The sequence below is a fragment of the Streptomyces sp. NPDC014870 genome (assembly GCF_043081505.1).
Classification (GTDB): domain Bacteria; phylum Actinomycetota; class Actinomycetes; order Streptomycetales; family Streptomycetaceae; genus Streptomyces.
Window position 1 is genome coordinate 136,982 of sequence record NZ_JBIBWQ010000014.1, and the last position, 18,900, is coordinate 155,881.

General features: G+C 73.0%; 11 protein-coding genes. 4 read left to right on the plus strand and 7 right to left on the minus strand.

The genetic code is table 11. The annotated features are described in order from the left end of the window. Positions 1–328 precede the first annotated feature (328 nt). On the plus strand, positions 329–1,621 hold the full coding sequence (locus ACF09C_RS34215; protein WP_392097167.1) for an SGNH/GDSL hydrolase family protein: 1,293 nt from the start codon (positions 329–331) through the stop codon (positions 1,619–1,621). Between the two features lie 48 nt (positions 1,622–1,669). Here ACF09C_RS34215 and mfd read toward each other — a convergent pair whose 3' ends face one another. Next, a complete protein-coding gene (gene mfd, locus ACF09C_RS34220; RefSeq protein ID WP_392097169.1) occupies positions 1,670–5,203 on the minus strand; it encodes a transcription-repair coupling factor in 3,534 nt (1,177 codons plus the stop codon). Between the two features lie 234 nt (positions 5,204–5,437). Between mfd and ACF09C_RS34225 the strand changes: the two genes are divergently transcribed. Further along, positions 5,438–5,614 carry a type II toxin-antitoxin system Phd/YefM family antitoxin gene (locus ACF09C_RS34225; protein ID WP_392097171.1) on the plus strand — a complete coding sequence of 59 codons (177 nt, stop codon included), beginning with the start codon at positions 5,438–5,440 and terminating at the stop codon, positions 5,612–5,614. 153 nt (positions 5,615–5,767) lie between these two features. On the opposite strand, the gene ACF09C_RS34230 is transcribed toward ACF09C_RS34225, so the two are convergent. Both ACF09C_RS34230 and ACF09C_RS34235 read right to left on the minus strand, forming a co-directional pair. Then, on the minus strand, positions 5,768–8,341 hold the full coding sequence (locus ACF09C_RS34230; RefSeq protein WP_392097172.1) for an ABC transporter permease: 2,574 nt from the start codon (positions 8,339–8,341) through the stop codon (positions 5,768–5,770). Next, on the minus strand, positions 8,338–9,177 hold the full coding sequence (locus tag ACF09C_RS34235) for an ABC transporter ATP-binding protein (protein WP_392097174.1): 840 nt from the start codon (positions 9,175–9,177) through the stop codon (positions 8,338–8,340). Before ACF09C_RS34235 ends, ACF09C_RS34230 begins: the two co-directional genes overlap by 4 nt. A 299-nt stretch (positions 9,178–9,476) precedes the next feature. On the opposite strand from ACF09C_RS34235, the gene ACF09C_RS34240 reads away from it, so the two are divergent. Further along, positions 9,477–11,006, plus strand: coding sequence for an MFS transporter (locus tag ACF09C_RS34240; RefSeq protein WP_392097176.1), 1,530 nt, complete (start codon positions 9,477–9,479; stop codon positions 11,004–11,006). A gap of 108 nt (positions 11,007–11,114) precedes the next feature. Beyond that, positions 11,115–11,450 (plus strand): hypothetical protein, encoded by a 336-nt coding sequence (locus ACF09C_RS34245; protein ID WP_392097178.1) that lies wholly within the window; start codon positions 11,115–11,117, stop codon positions 11,448–11,450. Between the two features lie 60 nt (positions 11,451–11,510). Here the strand turns inward: ACF09C_RS34245 and ACF09C_RS34250 are convergent, their stop codons facing one another. The 4 genes from ACF09C_RS34250 to ACF09C_RS34265 all read right to left on the minus strand — a co-directional run bounded on the left by ACF09C_RS34250 (position 11,511) and on the right by ACF09C_RS34265 (position 18,648). Next, positions 11,511–13,778: an FG-GAP-like repeat-containing protein gene (locus ACF09C_RS34250; RefSeq protein ID WP_392097180.1), complete on the minus strand. Its 2,268-nt coding sequence runs from the start codon at positions 13,776–13,778 to the stop codon at positions 11,511–11,513. 163 nt (positions 13,779–13,941) lie between these two features. After that, positions 13,942–14,856, minus strand: a complete 915-nt coding sequence (locus ACF09C_RS34255; RefSeq protein ID WP_392097181.1) for a cellulose-binding protein — start codon at positions 14,854–14,856, stop codon at positions 13,942–13,944. 146 nt (positions 14,857–15,002) lie between these two features. After that, entirely contained in the window at positions 15,003–17,642 is a 2,640-nt protein-coding gene (locus ACF09C_RS34260; RefSeq protein ID WP_392097182.1) for an SUKH-4 family immunity protein, read from the minus strand. Between the two features lie 7 nt (positions 17,643–17,649). Further along, the gene (locus ACF09C_RS34265; RefSeq protein ID WP_392097183.1) at positions 17,650–18,648 is read right to left on the minus strand and encodes an SMI1/KNR4 family protein; all 999 of its coding nucleotides are present in this window, start codon (positions 18,646–18,648) and stop codon (positions 17,650–17,652) included. Between the last annotated feature and the right edge of the window lie 252 nt (positions 18,649–18,900).

Here is an 18,900-nt window from a genome sequence, read left to right on the forward strand (position 1 = left end):
GCCCACCCGGCGGCGGCGGTTACCACCCACCCCGCGGGGCCCCCCCCCCCCCCCCGCGGGGCCCCCGCGGGCTCCCCGGGCCGGGGGGGGGCGGGGGGGGGGGCCCCCCCCCCCCCCCCCCCCGCGCCCGACGCACGTCCGGGCGGACATCGGGGCGGACATCGGGACGCGCGCCCGGCGGCCGGCGCACGCCCGGCGGCCGGCGCACGCCCGGCGGCCGGCGCACGCCTGGCGGCCGGCGCCCACCGCGCGTCCGCCATCTGACACACAGTCGACGCACACCCCGTGACGGGGAATAAGCGGAGCCGAACTCCGCTTGATCACGTGCATGACGACGATCACGCCTTTCACAACGCCCATACGCCGCACCGCCGTTGCCACCCTGACCGCCGCCGCGCTGACCGCCGCCCTGACCGCGCTCCCCCTCGCCGGCACCGCCACGGCCACCGAGCACCGGCACGGCGGATCGCAGTGGCGCGGCGCCTGGGCCACCTCGCCGCAGGCCCCGGCCGCACCCTTCGGTCCCAACTGGGCCACGGAGGGCTTCTCGAACCAGACCGTCCGTCAGGTCGTCCGGGTCACCACCGGCGGCACCAAGGCCAGGATCGAGCTGTCCAACCGGTACGGCACCACCCCGCTGCGGATCACCGGCGCGACCGTCGCCCGTACCGACAAGGGCGCCTCCGTGAAGCCCGGTTCGGTACGGCAGCTGACCTTCGGCAAGGGCCGCTCGCTGACGATCCCGGCCGGCGGGACCGCGTACAGCGACGGCGTGCCGTTCACGGTCCAGGCGCTGGAGTCGGTGACCGTCACCCTCTACCTGGCCGCGCCCACCGGCCCCGCCACCTTCCACCACTTCGCCTCCGCCACCAGCTACCGCGCCGACGGGGACCACCGCTCCGACCGCGCCGGGACGGCGTTCACGGAGACCAGCTCGTCCTGGTACTACCTCTCGGGTGTCGAGGTGACCGGCGGGAAGGCCCCGCGCCGGGACGGGATCGTGACCTTCGGCGACTCGATCACCGACGGCGTCGGCGCCGGTCCCGACGCGGACAACCGCTACCCCGACGAGCTGGCCGAGCGCTTCGCCGCCGCCGGGAAGCCGCGCTCCGTCCTCAACCACGGCATCGGCGGCAACCAGGTCACCAACGACACGACCTGGGCGGGCGAGAAGGGCATCGCCCGGTTCAAGGAGGACGTCCTGACCGAGCCGAACGTCCGCACGGTCGTCCTCCTCGAAGGCATCAACGACTTCGGCGGCAGCCTCCCCAGCGACTTCGCCACCCCCACCCCCGAGGTCTCCGTCGAGCGGCTCATCGCGGGCCACCGCGAGCTGATCCGGCAGGCCCACGCCAAGGGCATCAAGGTCGTCGGCTCCACCCTGACCCCGGTCAAGGGCTCCTTCTACGACACCCCGGAGGTCGAGGCCAAGCGGGACGCCTTCAACCACTGGGTGCGCACCTCGGGCGCGTACGACGCCGTGGTCGACTTCGACCGCGCGGTCGCCGACCCGGCCGACCCGGACCGCATCCTGCCCGCCTACGACTCGGGCGACCACCTCCACCCGGGCGACGCCGGCTACCGCGCGATGGCGCAGGCGCTGGACCTCGACGAGCTGTAGGAACCAGGAACCCGGGGCCGGCCGCACGGCCGGCCCCGGACCCGCACGCTACGACCCCAGGATCGTCGTGAGGAACTCGCCGGTCCACGCGAGCAGTTCGCGCCCGACGACCGGCTTGCCGCCGATCTTCCCGCTGGTCGGGCGGGGCACCAGGATCTGGTGGACGGCCGGCTTGATGACCGTACGCGGGTAGAGGCGCTTGAGCCGCAGCTCCTGCGACTCCCGCAGCTCCACCGGCGCGAAGCGGATGTTCGGGCCCTGGAGGACGATCTCACCGACCCCACAGGCGCGGGCCAGCATCCGCAGGCCTGCGACCAGGAGCAGGTTCTCGACCGGCTCGGGCAACTTGCCGTAGCGGTCGGTGAGTTCCTCCCGTACCGCCTTGATGTCCTCCTCCGTGTTGGCGGAGGCGATGGCCCGGTACGCCTGCAGGCGCAGCCGCTCGCCCGGCGCGTAGTCGTGCGGGACGTGCGCGTCGACCGGCAGCTCGATCTTGACCTCCAGCGGCGGCTCCTCCTCGACCCCGCCCTCCAGGGAGGCGCGGTAGTCGGCGACCGCCTCGCCCACCATCCGTACGTACAGGTCGAAGCCGACGCCCGCGATGTGACCGGACTGCTCGCCGCCCAGCAGGTTGCCCGCGCCGCGGATCTCCAGGTCCTTCATGGCCACGTACATGCCCGCGCCCATCTCGGTGTGCTGGGCGATCGTCGCGAGCCGCTCGTGCGCGGTCTCGGTCAGCGGCTTCTCCGGCGGGTACAGGAAGTAGGCGTAGCCGCGCTCGCGGCCACGGCCGACGCGGCCGCGCAGCTGGTGCAGCTGCGAGAGGCCGAAGTTGTCGCCGCGCTCCACGATCAGGGTGTTGGCGTTGGAGATGTCGATGCCGGACTCGACGATCGTCGTCGACACCAGCACGTCGAACTTCTTCTCCCAGAAGTCGACCACGACCTGCTCCAGGGCGCTCTCGCTCATCTGCCCGTGCGCGGTCGCGATCCGCGCCTCGGGGACGATCTCGCGCAGCCGAGCCGCCGCCCGGTCGATGGACTCGACCCGGTTGTGGATGTAGAAGACCTGGCCCTCGCGCAGCAGTTCACGCCGGATGGCCGCGCCGATCTGCTTCTCCTCGTACGGCCCGACGAAGGTGAGGACCGGGTGCCGCTCCTCGGGCGGGGTGGTGATCGTCGACATCTCGCGGATGCCGGTGACCGCCATTTCGAGCGTACGGGGGATGGGGGTGGCGGACATGGTGAGGACGTCTACGTTGGCGCGGAGCTTCTTCAGCTGCTCCTTGTGCTCGACGCCGAAGCGCTGCTCCTCGTCGACGATGACCAGGCCCAGGTCCTTGAACCTGGTCTCGGAGGAGAAGAGCCGGTGGGTGCCGATGACGATGTCGACCGAGCCGTCCTTCAGCCCCTCCATCGTCGCCTTCGACTCGGTCTCCGTCTGGAAGCGGGAGAGCGCGCGGGTGACGACGGGGAACTGCGCGTACCGCTCGGAGAACGTCCCGAAGTGCTGCTGCACGAGCAGCGTGGTGGGGACCAGGACCGCGACCTGCTTGCCGTCCTGGACGGCCTTGAAGGCGGCGCGGACCGCGATCTCCGTCTTGCCGTAGCCGACGTCGCCGCAGATCAGCCGGTCCATCGGGACCGTCTTCTCCATGTCCTCCTTCACCTCGGCGATGGTGGACAGCTGGTCGGGCGTCTCCGCGTACGGGAAGGCGTCCTCCAGCTCGCGCTGCCAGGGGGTGTCGGGGCCGAAGGCGTGGCCGGGGGCCGCCATCCGGGCCGAGTACAGCTTGATCAGGTCGGCGGCGATCTCCTTGACGGCCTTCTTCGCCCGCGCCTTGGTCTTCGTCCAGTCCGCGCCGCCGAGCCGGTGCAGGGTCGGCGCCTCGCCGCCGACGTACTTCGTGACCTGCTCCAGCTGGTCGGTGGGGATGTAGAGGCGGTCGCCGGGCTGGCCGCGCTTGGCGGGGGCGTACTCGACGAGGAGGTACTCGCGGGTGGCGCCCTGCACGGTCCGCTGGACCATCTCGACGTACCGGCCGACGCCGTGCTGCTCGTGCACGATGTAGTCGCCGACCTCCAGGGTCAGCGGGTCGATGGTCTTGCGGCGCTTGGCCGGCATCCGCTGGCCGTCCTTGCCGGCCGCCTTCTGGCCGGACAGGTCGGTCTCGGTGAGGACGGCGAGCTTGAGCGCCGGGTCGACGAAGCCGTAGTCGATGGAGCCGGTCGCCACGTGCACGACGGACGGCGATACGTCCGCGAGGTCGGCGTCGAGGCGGGCGGCGATGCCCTCGCCGCCGAGGACCTCGACGGTGCGGGTCGCCGGGCCGTGCGCCTCGGTGACGTAGACCGTGCGCCAGCCGTCGGCCAGCCAGCCCTTGGTGTCGGCGAGCGCGCGGGCGGTGTCGCCGCGGTAGGTCTCGGGGGCGTGCATGCCGAGCTTGAGGGTGTCGTCGTCGTGGTCCGCCGCATCGGCGGCGAACGGGGAGACCGACCACCACATCATGTCGAGTTCGCGGGCCCGGTCGCGGACGTCGGCGATCCCCCACAGGGAGGCCGCGCCGACGTCGATGGGCGCCTCGCCGCCGCCCGCGGTAGCCGCCCAGGACGCCTGGAGGAACTCCTGGCTGGTGGCGACGAGGTCGGCGGCCCGGGTACGGACCCGCTCGGGGTCGCACACGACGGCCATCGAGCCCTTCGGCATGACGTCGAGGAGCAGCTCCATGTCGTCGACGAGGACGGGCGCGAGGGACTCCATGCCCTCGACCGCGATCCCCTCGGCGATCTTGCCGAGCAGTTCGCCCAGCTCCGGGTGCTCCTCGGCGAGCGCGGCGGCCCGACCCTTCACCTCGTCGGTGAGGAGCAGCTCCCGGCAGGGCGGGGCCCACAGGCCGTGCTCGGCGACTTCGAGGGAGCGCTGGTCGGCGACCTTGAAGTAGCGGATCTCCTCGACGTCGTCGCCCCAGAACTCGATCCGCAGCGGGTGCTCCTCGGTGGGCGGGAAGACGTCCAGGATGCCGCCGCGCACGGCGAACTCGCCGCGCTTCTCGACCAGCTCGACACGGGAGTACGCGGCGGCCGCGAGGCCCTCGACGATCTCGTTCAGGTCCGCGCTCTGCCCGGTGCGCAGGGCGACCGGCTCCAGGTCGCCGAGGCCCTTGACCTGCGGCTGGAGCACGGAGCGCACGGGGGCGACGACGACGGAGACGGGGCCTGCGGCCGGGTCGTCGACGGAGGGGTGAGCGAGGCGGCGAAGCACGGCGAGGCGGCGGCCGACGGTGTCGGAGCGGGGCGAGAGCCGCTCGTGCGGGAGGGTCTCCCAGGAGGGGTAGTCGACGACCGTGTCGGGGTCGAGGAGGCTGCGCAGGGCGGCGGCCAGGTCCTCCGCCTCCCGCCCGGTCGCGGTGACGGCGAGCACGGTCCGCCCGGCGTCCCGCGCGAGCGCGGCCACCGCGAAGGGCCGGGCGGCGGGCGGGCCGACCAGGTCCACGTGCGTGCGGCGGCCGTCGGAGGCGGCCTTGACCGCTTCGGCGAGGGCGCCGTCCTTGACGACGACATCGAGCAGACCGTGCAGGCTCATGGAGCTTTCCATCCCGGGTTGACTACGGGGGCGGGCAGGGCGGGGCAACGCGAACAGCCCGACACGTCGCACGGGCCGGGTGGTCCCGGCACGCGGAGCGTCCGGGGGCTCCCCCAGCCTACGACGTGGGCGACACCCGGGCGCGGGGGATCGCCTTCACTCGGGTGGGTGAAGCGACTGGCATCCCGCGCGCCAACCCAGCTATCGCTGGCCTGGCGAACAATCCGCCCAGCCATGGGAGCCCCATTGGAAGCAGCCCTGCTCTACGACGTGCACGAGGTCGAGAGCCACTTCGACAAGATCCTCGAACTGGTCGCTGCCGGCCACGAGGTGATCATTACCAAGTCCGGGGAGCCGATCGCGAAGGTGATCCCACCGAGCGGAGCGCTCAAGCCCAGATCGAGGGGCTGACCCTCGTCACCCGGGACAAGTACATCCCGCTGTACGACGTGCCCGTGCTCACCGTCTGAGCGCGACGCCGCCGCCAGACAGGCTCACGGCCCCGGCGGATACCCACCGGGGCCGTAGGTACCCCCGTACCTCCGCCCGTTCGCGAACCGCTCGCTACTCGCTCGCGATCGCGTTCAGGACGTTCATCCGGCCCGCGCGGAACGCCGGGACCAGGGCCGCGAAGAGGCCCACGAAGGCCGAGGCGACGAAGACCGTCAGGATCGTCGGCCAGGGGATCTCCAGGACCTCCAGGCCCTCCAGGGCGAGGAGCTGCTGGGCCGAGGTGCCCCAGCCCATGCCCAGGGCCAGGCCGAGCAGCGCGCCGAAGAGGGCGATGACCACCGACTCCAGGCGGATCATGCGGCGCAGCTGCCGCCGCGAGAGGCCGATCGCCCGCATCAGGCCGATCTCCCGGGTCCGCTCGACCACCGAGAGCGCCAGCGTGTTCACCACACCGAGGACCGCGACGATGATCGCGAGCGCCAGCAGGCCGTACACGATGTTGAGCAGCTGGCCGACCTGGTCCTTCAGGTCCTGCTTGTAGTCAGCCTGGTTCTGCACCTTGTACTGCGGGTACGCCGCCAGCGCGTCCTTCAGCGCCGCGTACGCCTCGGTCTCCTTGCCGTCCTGCGCCGTCGCGAACAGGATCATGCTCTGCGGCACCCGCTCGGCCGGCAGGTACTTCTCCGCCGTCGTCAGGTTCGTGTACATCACGCCCTTGTCGACGTTGTTCTCGTCCGAGGTGATCGCCGCGACCCGCAGCTTCGCGCGATCGCCGCCCTTGAAGGCGACGGTCAGCTCGTCGCCGACCTTCACCCCGTGCTCGGTGGCGTAGTCGCTGCCCACCGACATCGCGTTCGCGCCGTACGCGGCGGTCAGCTCACCGGCCGTCGTGTCGCGCCGCAGGTCCTCCGCGTAACTCGGCTCGGCTGCGACCAGGCCCTTCTCGACCGGCTTGCCCTTCGGGTCGGTGATCGTCGCCTCGACCCAGGTGTACTCCGTCACGTGCCGCAGGCCGGGCGTCTTCTCCAGCGCCGCCTGCGCCTGCGGCACGATCGGCTGCCCGTTCGCGGACTGCACGATGAAGTCCGCGCCCACCGAACGGTCCAGTTCGTCGGTGGCCGAGGCCACCATCGACGAGCCGACCACCGACAGGCACGCCACCAGCGCGAGACCGATCATCAGGGCGGCGCCGGTCGCCCCCGTACGGCGCGGGTTGCGCAGCGCGTTCCGCTCCGCCATCCGCCCCACCGGGCCGAAGACCCGCAGGACGACGGCGCCGAGGACCCGGACGAGCCCGCCCGCGAGCAGCGGCCCGACGACGATGAAGCCGACCAGGGAGAGGACCACCCCGACCCCGAGCCAGAGCGCGCCCGGACCGGCCTCCTCCGCCCGCGTCGACACCCAGAGCGCGGCCGCGCCGCCCACCGTGAGCAGCAGGCCGAGCCCGGCCCTGACCCGCCCGGCCCTGCCGTCGGCGGGGGTGCCGGCGTCGCGCAGGGCGGCCATCGGGGAGACCTTGCCGGCCCGCCGGGCCGGGATGTACGCGGCGAGGAGGGTGACGACCACGCCGAGGACGAGACCGACGGCCGGGGTCGTCCACTTCACCGTCAGGTCGCCGGTGGACAGCTCCATGCCCATCGCGGACATCAGCTTCATCAGACCGACCGCGACTCCGACGCCCGCCGCGACGCCCGTGATCGAGCCGACGACACCGAGCAGCAGCGCCTCGACGAGCACCGAGCGGTTGACCTGGCTGCGGCTGGAGCCGATGGCCCGCATCAGGCCGATCTCGCGGGTGCGCTGGGCGACCAGCATGGAGAAGGTGTTGACGATCAGGAAGATGCCGACGAGCAGGGCGATCCCGGCGAAGCCGAGCATCGCGTACTTCATCGGGGTGAGGAAGCCCTCGACGTCCTTGCGGCCCTCGTCGGCGGACTCGGCCTGGGTGAGCAGCTTGTACTGGCCGCCCACCGCGGCGGAGACGTTCTTCTTCACCTGCTCGTGGCTGAAGCCGGGCGCGGCCGTCACCTCGATGTTGGTGAACGCGTCGGTCCTGCCGAGGAGTTGGCGCTGCGCGGTGGCGGTGTCGAAGTAGACGACGGTGGCGCCGGGGTTGGTGACCTTGAAGGAGGCGATGCCGGAGATACGGGTGGTGAAGTCACCGGTCACCGCGATCGTGCGCAGCTCGTCGCCGATCTTCAGCTTGTGCTTCTCGGCCGTACCGGCGTCCAGGAGCGCCTCGGTCGGTCCGCGCGGGGCGTGACCGGAGGTGATCTCCATGGAACGCAGTTCCCTGGGGCTCCAGTTGACGGCGATGGTGGGGGCTCCGGTGGAGGAGCCGAGGTTGTTGTTGTGCGCGTCGGCGACGGTCACGCTCAGCGAGATGACCTTGCCCTCGGCGGAGGTGACGCCCTCCGCCGCGGCGACCTTGCCGACGGCCGAGGCCGGCAGCGTCTCGGGACGGCCGGACTGAGGCATCTCGTCGCCGGTCGCGGCGTCCTTCGGACTGACGGTCACATCGGCGGCGGTCGCCGAGAAGAGCTTGTCGAACGTGGCATTCATGGTGTCCGTGAAAACGAGGGTTCCACTGACAAACGCCACGGACAGCAGGACGGCGACGGCGGAGAGCGCCATGCGGCCCTTGTGCGCGAGGAAGTTGCGCAGCGAGGTCTTGAGCACGGTCATGACGTGCGCCCCCGGGCGTCGAAGTCCTTCATCCGGTCGAGGACCATCTCGGCGGTGGGCCGGTGCATCTCGTCCACGATCCGGCCGTCCGCGAGGTAGAGGACCCGGTCGGCGTGGCTGGCGGCCACCGGGTCGTGGGTGACCATCACGATGGTCTGGCCCAGCTCGTCCACCGACTGCCGCAGGAAGCCGAGGACTTCGGCCCCGGCACGGGAGTCCAGGTTGCCGGTCGGCTCGTCGCCGAAGATGATCTCGGGGCGCGCGGCGAGGGCACGGGCCACGGCGACGCGCTGCTGCTGGCCGCCGGAGAGCTGGGTCGGCCGGTGCTTCAGCCGGTCGGCGAGCCCGACGGTGGAGACGACCCGGTCGAGCCAGGCCTGGTCCGCCTTCCGCCCTGCGATGTCCATGGGCAGAGTGATGTTCTCCAGGGCGTTGAGCGTCGGCAGCAGGTTGAACGCCTGGAAGATGAAGCCGATCCGGTCGCGGCGCAGTTGGGTGAGCCGCTTGTCCTTCAGACCGGTGATCTCGGTCTCGTCCAGGAAGATCTGGCCGCTGGTGACGGTGTCGAGCCCGGCGAGGCAGTGCATCAGGGTCGATTTGCCGGAGCCCGAGGGGCCCATGATCGCGGTGAACCGCCCGCGGGCGATGTCCACGTCCACGTGGTCGAGGGCGACGACCCGCGTCTCACCGGCGCCGTACGCCTTGACGACCTGCCGCGCCCGCGCGGCGACGGCCGTCTTCCCGCCCGCCGCCCGACCACCGCCCCCCATCGAGGCGCTCCGCGCCGCACCTTTCTCATCGTCCCCGTACTGGGGGATGGTCACAGCCGAAGTCACGGTATGTCTCCTATGTCTGGGCAGGTGCCTGGCGGTCGCCCGGGCCGATGGGATGGGGAGAGGAGGGGAGGGACTCCGAGAACGAGTCTGCGAGCAACGGGGCGGGCGAGCACTGGTGCCTGGCGCACTCTTCGCCCTGGGGTTTTCCGTAAGACCAAGGTAAGGACGGGCGGGCCCGGTCTCCTCCTCCGCCGGGACGAACGACCCCTGCCCTCTACGGGGGAGGGACCCCTAGGGGTTCTCCACCCGAGGTTCGAGTGGGAGGCTGGTCCGACGTAACTAGATGTACGACCCATCGGATGGAGGCCGGGGTGTCACGCACGACCACGCGGCAGACGGCGGCAGCGGCGACGGCCCCGCGCGGGCGCGGCCCGGTCGTCGCGGCGCTGATGCTCGGGATGGCGCTGGCCGCGCTCGACGGCACCGTCGTCTCGACCGCCGTACCGCAGATCGTCGGCGACCTCGGCGGACTGTCCGTCTTCTCCTGGCTCTTCTCCGGCTACCTGCTCGCCGTCACCGTCACCCTGCCGGTCTACGGAAAGCTCTCCGACACCTTCGGCCGCAAGCCCGTCCTGATCGCCGGAACGATCCTCTTCCTCGTCGGCTCCCTGCTGTGCGCGGCGGCCTGGAACATGGGCTCACTGATCGCCTTCCGGGTCGTCCAGGGCCTCGGCGGCGGCGCGCTCCAGGGCACGATCCAGACCATCGCGGCGGACCTGTACCCCCTGAAGGAACGCCCGAAGATCCAGGCGAAGCTCTCCTCGGTCTGGGCCACGGCCTCCGTGGCAGGCCCGGCGGCGGGCGGCCTCCTCGCCGGCTACGCCGACTGGCGCTGGATCTTCCTGATCAACCTGCCGGTCGGCCTGCTGGCCCTCTGGCTGATCGCCCGTCACCTCGTGGAACCCCACCGCGCAGCCCAGGAAGGCCCGGTCGAGGGGCGCCGGAAGGTGTCCGTCGACTGGGCGGGCGCGCTCGCCATCTTCGCGACCGGAACCCTCCTGCTCACCGCCCTCGTCCAGGGCGGCATCGCCTGGCCCTGGCTCTCCGCCCCGTCCCTCGGCCTCTTCGGCGGCGCACTGGCCCTCGCCGGAGTGACCGTCCTCATCGAACGACGGGCCGCCGAACCGATCATCCCCGGCTGGATCTGGCGCCGCCGCACGATCTCCGCCGTCAACCTCGCCATGGGCGCACTCGGCCTGCTGATGGTCGCCCCCACCGTCTTCCTGCCCACCTACGCCCAGGCCGTCCTGGGCCTGGGTCCGATAGCCGCCGGCTTCGTCCTCTCCGCGATGACCCTCAGCTGGCCCATCTCGGCCGCCTTCTCCAACCGGGTCTACAACCGCATCGGCTTCCGGCTCACCGCCGTCATCGGCATCACCCTCGCCCTGCTCGTCCTGCTCGCCTTCCCCTTCCTGCCCTTCCCCGGGGAACCCTGGCAGCCGGCCCTCCTGATGCTCCTGCTCGGCGGCGCGCTCGGCCTCTTCCAACTCCCGCTCATCGTCGGGGTCCAGTCGACCGTCCCCTACGAGGAGCGCGGCACGACGACCGCGTCCGTCCTCTTCTGCCGCCAGGTCGGCCAGAGCGTGGGCGCCGCCCTCTTCGGCGCCCTCGCCAACGGCGTCCTCGCCGCCCGCCTGGGCGCCGACACCGACCTGGACAGCCTCGCCCACGCCCTGGACAACGCCGACGACACCCTCCGCCACGCGGTCGACGCGGCCGTCGACTACGTCTACCTGGGCGCCGCGGCAGCGGCCGCCCTCGCCCTCCTGGCCCTCCTCACCCTGGCACCACGACGCTTCCCGGTCCTGAAGGAACACAAGGAGCAGTAGGCCGGGCCGGCCTGAGTACGTGCCCGCCCGGAGATGAGCATGGGCGCCCATGCCCGGGCGGCGCCCCGGCCTCGAAGATGAGGTCACCTCACCCGATAGGAACCGGCCATGACCCCCGACACGTACACGACGCTCTACGGCCCCGCCCGCCCGACGCCGTCCCCTCGCGGGACCGGCGTCGCCGTGCTGGCGGCCGTACTGTGGGCGGTCGCCCTCCTGCTGCTCTCGGGTCTGGGGTTCCTGGCGCTGTGGGCGACGGCGGACACGGGGCCGACCGAGGGGATCCCGCTGCACTGGGCGCCGATATGCCTCGCCATCGCGGCCGTACCGGTCATCCTGCTCTGCACGCCCCCCGTCCGCCGCCTGTCCGTCCCGGCCCGCGCGCTCGTCACCGGTCTCGCGATGTGCTCGATCGCGGTCGGCCTCGTGATCTGGGTGGCCTAGCCGAAGAGCCCTGCCGTCCGGCTCGGACGGCAGGGCTCTCTCGCGTACGAGTGGCAGCGGCTAGAAGACGGTGCCGTAGGACGAGTCCTGCGTCAGGCTCACCCGGGCGCCCGGCTTGAAGGGGGCCCGCCAGTCGCCCGTACCCGCGTAGAAGGTCTCGTCACCGTTCCAGGCGACGAGGTCGGCGCGTCCGTCGCCGTTGGCGTCACCGACGGCGGTGAGCCCGGTGAAGGTACCCCAGCCGGAACCGACCCGGGTCCGGGCGGCGAAGGTGCCGTCACCCTTGCCGAGGTACAGCCAGAGCACCCCGGCCTTGTCGCGGGCGAGGAGGTCTCCTGCAGGAGCGCCGGCGAGGTTGCCGATGGCGGTGACCTCGTTGTAGATCCCCCAGCCGCCGCCGATCTTCTTGCGGGCGGAGAAGGGGGCGTTGGCGTTCCCGGTACCCGGATAGAGCCACAGCGCACCGGACTTGTCGGAGGCGAGGACGTCGGACCGCCCGTCGCCGGTGACATCGCTGCCGCCGGTGATCCGGTCGTAGACCTGCCAACCGCCGCCGATCGACGTCCGGCCGGCGAGCGGCGCGTTCCGGTCGCCGGTGCCCCGGTACAGCCAGAGCGCGCCGGAGCGGTCGCGGGCGACGCTGTCGGGCTCGGAACCCCCCGCCACGTTTCCGACGGACACGAGCCGGTCGTAGATCCCCCAGCCACCGCCGACCCGGGAGCCGCCGGTGTCCGTCAGCGATCCGCCCGGCGCGGTGGGCCGGGTACCGAAGCGCCACAGCACACCGCCGGCGTCCCGGACGAGAAGGTCGGCCGTACCGTCGTCGTTGTAGTCGTGCGGAGCGGCGGGCCGGGTCACGGTGAACCGGCCGGTGGAGACCAGCTCGGGACCGATGCCCTCGTCCGGGCGGGCGGTGAGCTTCCACTCGTACGCGCCGTTGGCGGCGGGGCTCCCCCAGTCCCGGCCCTCCAGGTCCTTGCCGTCCCAGTGCCAGGTGATCCGGCGCGGTGTCCCGGCGGCGGCGCCGTTCGGGACGGGCCACCCTTCGTACACCGTCTTCCCGCTGCGGACGTGGGTCAGGGTCAGCCACACCCTGCTGTCCGCCCGGGACAGGTCCCAGCTGAAGTCGACCCCGCGCGCGACCTGGTCGCCGGTGAGCGTGGTCGGGGTGGCGGATCCGGTGAGGGTGACGACGGTCGACTGCCCGGTGGACGCGACCCGTTCGACGACCGGCTTTCCGCCGTCGGCGCGCGGCGAGATCCGGTAGAGGCCCTCGCCCTGCTCGGGGGTGCCGCCGCGCACCAGGAGGGTGCCGTCGGGGCCGGCGACGGCGGAGGAGAACGCGGTGAGGAGGACGGCCTTCTCCCCCGTCTCGATCGACTGAACGGTGAACGGCCGCTTCGTCGGGTTCGGCGCGCCGTCGGCGTACGTGGACGCGTCGATGTGGGCCTTCTGGCCGGTCGCCACCCAGCCACCGACCAGGTACAGCGGGTCCTGCACATCGGCTTCGGCGTCCGCGATCCACCGCTCGGCCCCGCCACGTCGGAAGGCGACGATCCCGTCGCCCCCCAGCCGCGCCTCGCGCCAGGCCACGTGGGTGGCGGAGACGGCGCCGTCCCACGCCCACTGGTCCCTTTCCTGGACATGCCAGGACGCCGCCCCCGTGGCGAGATCGACGTGGATCTTGGCGGGCCCCCGCGTCTCGCCGATCCGGCAGTCGTAGAGCGCGGAGGCGGTATCGGTCCATGCCTCATCGGCCGCGTCGCAGTCGACGAGGGGCCCGCCGACCAGCTTGCGGAGCTTCGGCGTGCCGCCGGCGAGCACGGCCTCGTCGAGCGTGGCGGCGTACTGCACGTGGTAGCCGCCCTCGTACTTCCCGAGGAGCAGGGTGTCGCCGGCCAGACCCGAGTAGTCGTAGCCGCCGAGCGCGTCGAGGTCGATCTCCACCGACGTCACGGCGGGTTTCGACACGTTGTGGACCCGGATCACCGAACTGACGGACAACAGAGCCCGGTTACCGGTGACGACGAGGTCCGCCCCGCCACCGGCGGCGGCGGCGCCGGGCAGCACGGTCGACGAGCCGTCCGCGTACCGGGTCCAGCGGAACTCGGGCGCGTCGCCGCGGGTCTTCGACAGGAAGCCGCTCGGCCCCGCGCCGACGACGTCCGCCTGGAGCGGGAACGCCACGGTGGTCTGCCGCGGGTCCTCCTGTGTGGCGGTCGGCGCGGCCACGGCCGGGAGTGCGGTGAGCGTGCCGCCCGTGGCGGCGAGGACGACGGTGACAGCGACGGCCGCGAGACGGCGGCCGGGTATGCGTACGTGCTTCAAGTACTTCCTCCCCTAGAGGAGGGAGGCTAACGTGCCCGTCCCCCGCGCCCCCAGGCGGCCCGGGGGACCGCGGGACGGCCGGCCGCGGGGTCGTCGGGCAGCAGCGCGCGATCCGATTCCGTGTGACGGTCCCTGGCCGCCCTGTCACCGGTCGCCCGACTCCTTACTCCGTCTCCGGGCCCTGTTCCGGTCCAGGCGCCGACTCCTCCTGTGCGGGGTTCCCTCCCACCCTCCCCGTCAGCCCCGCCAGCGAGGCGCGGATGTGTTCCATGTGGGCGTGGATCTCCTCGCGGGCCTCGTCGTGTTCCCGCAGCACGCGTTCCGTCGCGCGTTCCGTCCGCTCGCCCCTGGCACGGGCCTCGGCCAGGAGGTCCGCCGCCCTCGTCTCGGCGTCCTGCTGGTCGCGGCGGGCCCGTTCCTCCGTGCGCGCGAGGTCGCGTTCGGCCTCCGCGAGGCGGGCGTGCGCGGCGGCGACGAGTTCCTCGTGGTGGGCGTCCTGTTCCTCCGCCCGGGACAGCGCCGTGCGCTCGGCCTTCTCCCGTACGACCGCCTGCTGCGCACGCTGCTTCTCCAGCAGCGCCGCGCCCCTGCGGGACGTCTCCTCGACGGCGGCCCGGGCCTGCGCCCGCTGCTCCCCCGCCTCCTCGCGGGCCTCGACGCGCAGCGCCTCGGCCTCCGCGCCCGCCACTTCGAGGGTCGCGCGGGCCGCGTCCTCCGCCTCCGTCCGCACCCCCTCCGCGTACGCCCGGGCCGCCTCCGCCGCAGAACCCGCCGCCTCCTCGGCCGCCCCGGCGAGGGACTGCGCCTCGGCCTCCGCCGCCCGCACCAGACGCTCGTCCTCCGCCTCAGCGAGTTCGAGGATCCGCCGCGCCCCCTCGCCCAGCGACTCGTACCGCTGCGGCGCCAGCGCCTCGACCGCCGCCCGCAGCCGGGCCGCCTCCGCCCCCATCTCCTTCGCGAGCACCGTCAGCCGGGCCGCCCGCTCCCACGCCGCGTCCCGTTCGTCGGAGAGCGCGGCCAGGTGACGATCGACCTGCGCGGGGCGGTAGCCGCGCCCCCGTCCGACGGCGAAATCCATCCCTGACGCCCCTTCCCTCATGGCCATATGAGCCCTAATCGCTCATATGCCAAGGATGCGGCATCGGACATGACGAAAGGCGCCCGACGTGTCCTCCACGCCGGGCGCCTTTCGTCACATATGGCCTACGGTCGGCCTGCAGGGGCCTACAGCAGGCCGTCCCACATCTGCTCCAGGAGCACCGACCACCAGTTCTCCGGCGACGCGAGCGCCGCCGGGTCCAGCATCGCCAACTGCGCCTGGAAGTCGACCGTCCAGCGGCCCGCCTGCTCCGGGTTGAGCCCGAACCGCAGCCGCCACATCCGCCCCAGCAGCGCCATCGACCGCGCGAACTCCGGCAGCCCGCTGTTCACGAACTGCGGCGGCACCGGCGCACCGCCCGGACCGGCCTCGACCGGTACGGCGACGATGTGCGCGGTCCCGTACTGGACGCAGATCGCCCGTCCGAAGTCCGAACCGATCACGAGGTACGAGCCCGCGTCCGACGCCGGCTGGATCTGCCGCTGCGCCGCCAGCTCCGCGAGCGTCGGCACCACCGGCTGGGCCGGCTGCGCCCAGAAGAACGGACTGAAGTCGGCCGGAAGACCCGCCCAGACGAGCGTCAGCGCCACGACCTCCGGCACGCCCTGCCGCGACACCGCCCGCTGGTCGAACCGGCAGATACCGGGCCCGAACGCGCCCGCCATCTCCTGCGCGATCCCGTCCGGCGGGATCGGCGGCGCCGGCTGCACCTGCGGCAGCGGCGCCCGCACCGGCGCGGGGCGCGCCGGGCCGTCCGCGACCTGGTGCAACTCCCCCTGGTGCGTCAGGAGTTGCCGCATGCCCTGCTGACGGCCCGCGTGATCCCTGCCGTACGGAGCGATGTTGGTGATCCGCGCCTGCGGCCACGTCTCCCGGATCATCCGCGCGCAGTAGCCACCCGGCAGCTCACAGGACTCCAGCTCCGTGTGCAGCTCAAGGACCTGCTGCGGCGGCACGTTCATCGCGCGCAGCTCGTGCAGGATCTGCCACTCGGGGTGCGGAGTACCGGGAGCGGACCGCCGGATGATCTGCGCCTCGGAACCGTCCGGCGCGCGGTAGCGCAGCACGGCCTGGTAGCCGGGGCCGACGGTCGGCTGACCGGTCGGCTGCTGCGGATACCCGTACGCGGGCGGCGCCTGCGGCGCACCCTGCACGGACGGCGGCGGCCCCGGCGGAGCCGGCGGCCCACCCGGGCCCGGCTGCGCCAGCATCGTCGCCGCGTGGTGCACCCCACCGGGCGGAGTACCGGGCGCGCCAGGGGCCCCGGGAGCACCGGGAGCGCCAGGTGCGCCAGGGGGGCCGGGCGGGGCGATCCCGCCGGGGCCGGGGTGCGCGAGCATCGTCGCCGCGTGCGCGACGCCGGCACCGTCCGACCCACCGGGCGCGCCGGGTGCACCGGGAGCGCCGGGCATGCCGGGCGGCGCGGGCGGGGGCACCGGCGCACCGGGGCCGCCCTGGCTCGGGTGCGCGAGCATGGTCGCCGCCTGGTGCACGGGCTGCGGCGGCGTGGCCGGACCGGGAGGCGCGGGAGGCCCGGGAGGACCGGGAGGCCCGGGAGGACCGGGAGGCGTCGGCGCACCGGGGGCACCCGGCGCACCCGGAGCTCCCGGCGGGCCGGGAGGCTGGGGGCCGTCGGGGCCGAGCTGCGACACCAGCTGCGTCCGTACGTAACCGCCCGCGGGCGCACCGGGCACCCCCGGGGCCTGCGGCGGCGGAGGGGTGCTGCCCCCGCCCCCGCGCGCACCGCGCGGCGGCAGCGCCGCCTTGCTGGTCGCGGCGTCCGCGATGTCCCCGGCCCCCGGCACACCCAGCGCCGGCGGCGGCGTCGGCGTCCCCGGAGCGGGCGGGGCGGCGGGCGGTGGCGTCGGCGTACCGGGCGGTGGCACCGCGACACCGGATCCGAGCGACGCGCCGCCCGGCGGCGGGGCGTTCGGGTCCAGGGCCTGAGCGATCGCCGTCGGCGGGAGCGCGCTGCCACCCGCCATCAGGGCCGTCGGGGCGTCCGCACCCACGATCGGCAGCGGCGTGTCGTCGTCGTCCGCGCCCGAGAGCGGCGGCGCGAAGACGGTCGCCGGCAGCGGTACGGAGCCGTCCGCCCCGCCCGAACTCGCGTTGGCGTCCGCCCACGGGCTCGCGGCCACCGGCGCGGCAGCCGGAGCCGGACTCGGAACCGGAGCAGGGGCTGGAGCCGAAGCAGGGGCCGGGACCGGAGCAGGGGTCTCGGCAGGCACGCCGTCGGAAGCCGTCGGCTCGTAGTCGACCGGCCGCCCCTCCGACGCACCAGGCACCGGCTCCGAGGGCGAGGGCGAAGGCGAACCGTCACCCGTAGCCTCACCGCTCGTCGAACTCCCGCCCGCCTGAGACGCGTTCGGGCCCCTCGGCGGCAGCCCCAGCTTGTCCGCCGCGTCCTGCAGCCACTCCGGCGGGCTCAACAGGAACGACGTCGCGTTCAGATCAACCCGCTCGGGCGGCGCCGGCGGCGCGCCCGCGCCCGGCTCGTCCTCGACCGTGCCGTACTCCTCCTCGTACCGCCGGATCACCTCACCCACCGGCAGCCCCGGCCACAGCGTCACCTCGCCGCTGTCCCGGGCGATGACAAGGCGCTGACGGCCGCCGTCCGAGATCGGGCCGCCCTCGCGGTCCTCCGCCCAGACCACGAACCCGAGCCCGAACTCCCGGACCCGCACCTCACGGTGCTGGTAGCCGGGCACATCGCCGTTGATCCACTCCTCGGCGCGCTCCTGCGCCTGCGCGAACGTCACCACAGCCAGTTCACTCCCCCACCGGGACCACGGGCACAGCGCGCGCGAAGCCGCCGTCCACCATCAGGTTCGCCACCGTCTCCAGCTCCGGCGGATTGCCCGCGAGACGCTGCAGGAACGCGTCGAAGTCCTCGCCGCACGGCTGCAGCAGCCGCTCCGCGCGCTCGCCCACGCTCCACGCCGCCGCCGTCTCACCGGCGTCGCGCGCGTCGTCGTACCCGCAGAACCACACCGTCCCGATCCGGTCGCCCTTCACCTTCACCGCCAGGATCCCGCCCTGGGCGAACGCGACACCCAGATAGTCCTTGGTCAGATGGTCGCGCAGACACTTGTTGACGTAGACGAGGTCATTGACCCCCGCCTCCTCGCGGACCGTGAAGAACGGCTGGTCGAACAGCAGCCCCAGCTCCGCGTCCAGCGCCGCGCCCACCGGCGCGCAGCCACCCGCCGCCTTCAGGAAGGAGCGGTACGCGCCCGGTAGGCGGTACCCCAAGTCCTCCTCCACCCCGAGCAGTTGCTGCTCGGACACCGACACCAGGCCCTTCGGCAGACCGAAGTGGGCCGGCCGGGTCTCCTGCAGCGGACGCGTACCGCGCTTGCCGTGGTCGACAGCCGCCGTCGCCACCCCGCCGTGGTGCCGCAGCAGCGCCTTCACCTCGACCGGGACCAACTCCATCCGCCGGCCGCCCGCCACGTGATGCCACGTCCAGCCGTGCGGGGTCGCCACCGCCGGAATCGTGTCCCACAGCTCGTGGCCGGTCGCGGCGAGCGCCGCGTTCGCCGACACGTAGTCCGTCAGCCGCAACTCGTCGACGCCGAAGCCCTCCGGCGGGTCCGCGATCTCCGCCGCGACCCGGGCGTACGGCGAGAAGTCCGGATAGCCGTGTTCGTCCACCCGCACCCCTCGGGGATGCCGGGAAGCCCGGACCGGGTCCGGGAAATGCACGACCTGCCCGGCGTAAGCCGCGTTCGGTGGCGCGGCGTGCTGCCCGAGCCGACCTGTCGTCATGGCGGTTGCCCCCTGCGCTGGCTGCTGGCTGATTCCGCACAGCCTATGCGGTGCCACAAGCCCGCGACCCGGCCCGATCCCCCCATCCTCCCCATGAACACAGCGCGTGACCAACTGTCACGAACGGATGACGCACCGGCGATAGTTACGACACACCACCGGCGGGTTCGAGTACCCCGCTTCCACATAGGGCGTCCCATTTGGCACTCTGTTCCAGCAACTCCGGGGGGATTGCAGGAGGGGAAGACGCAC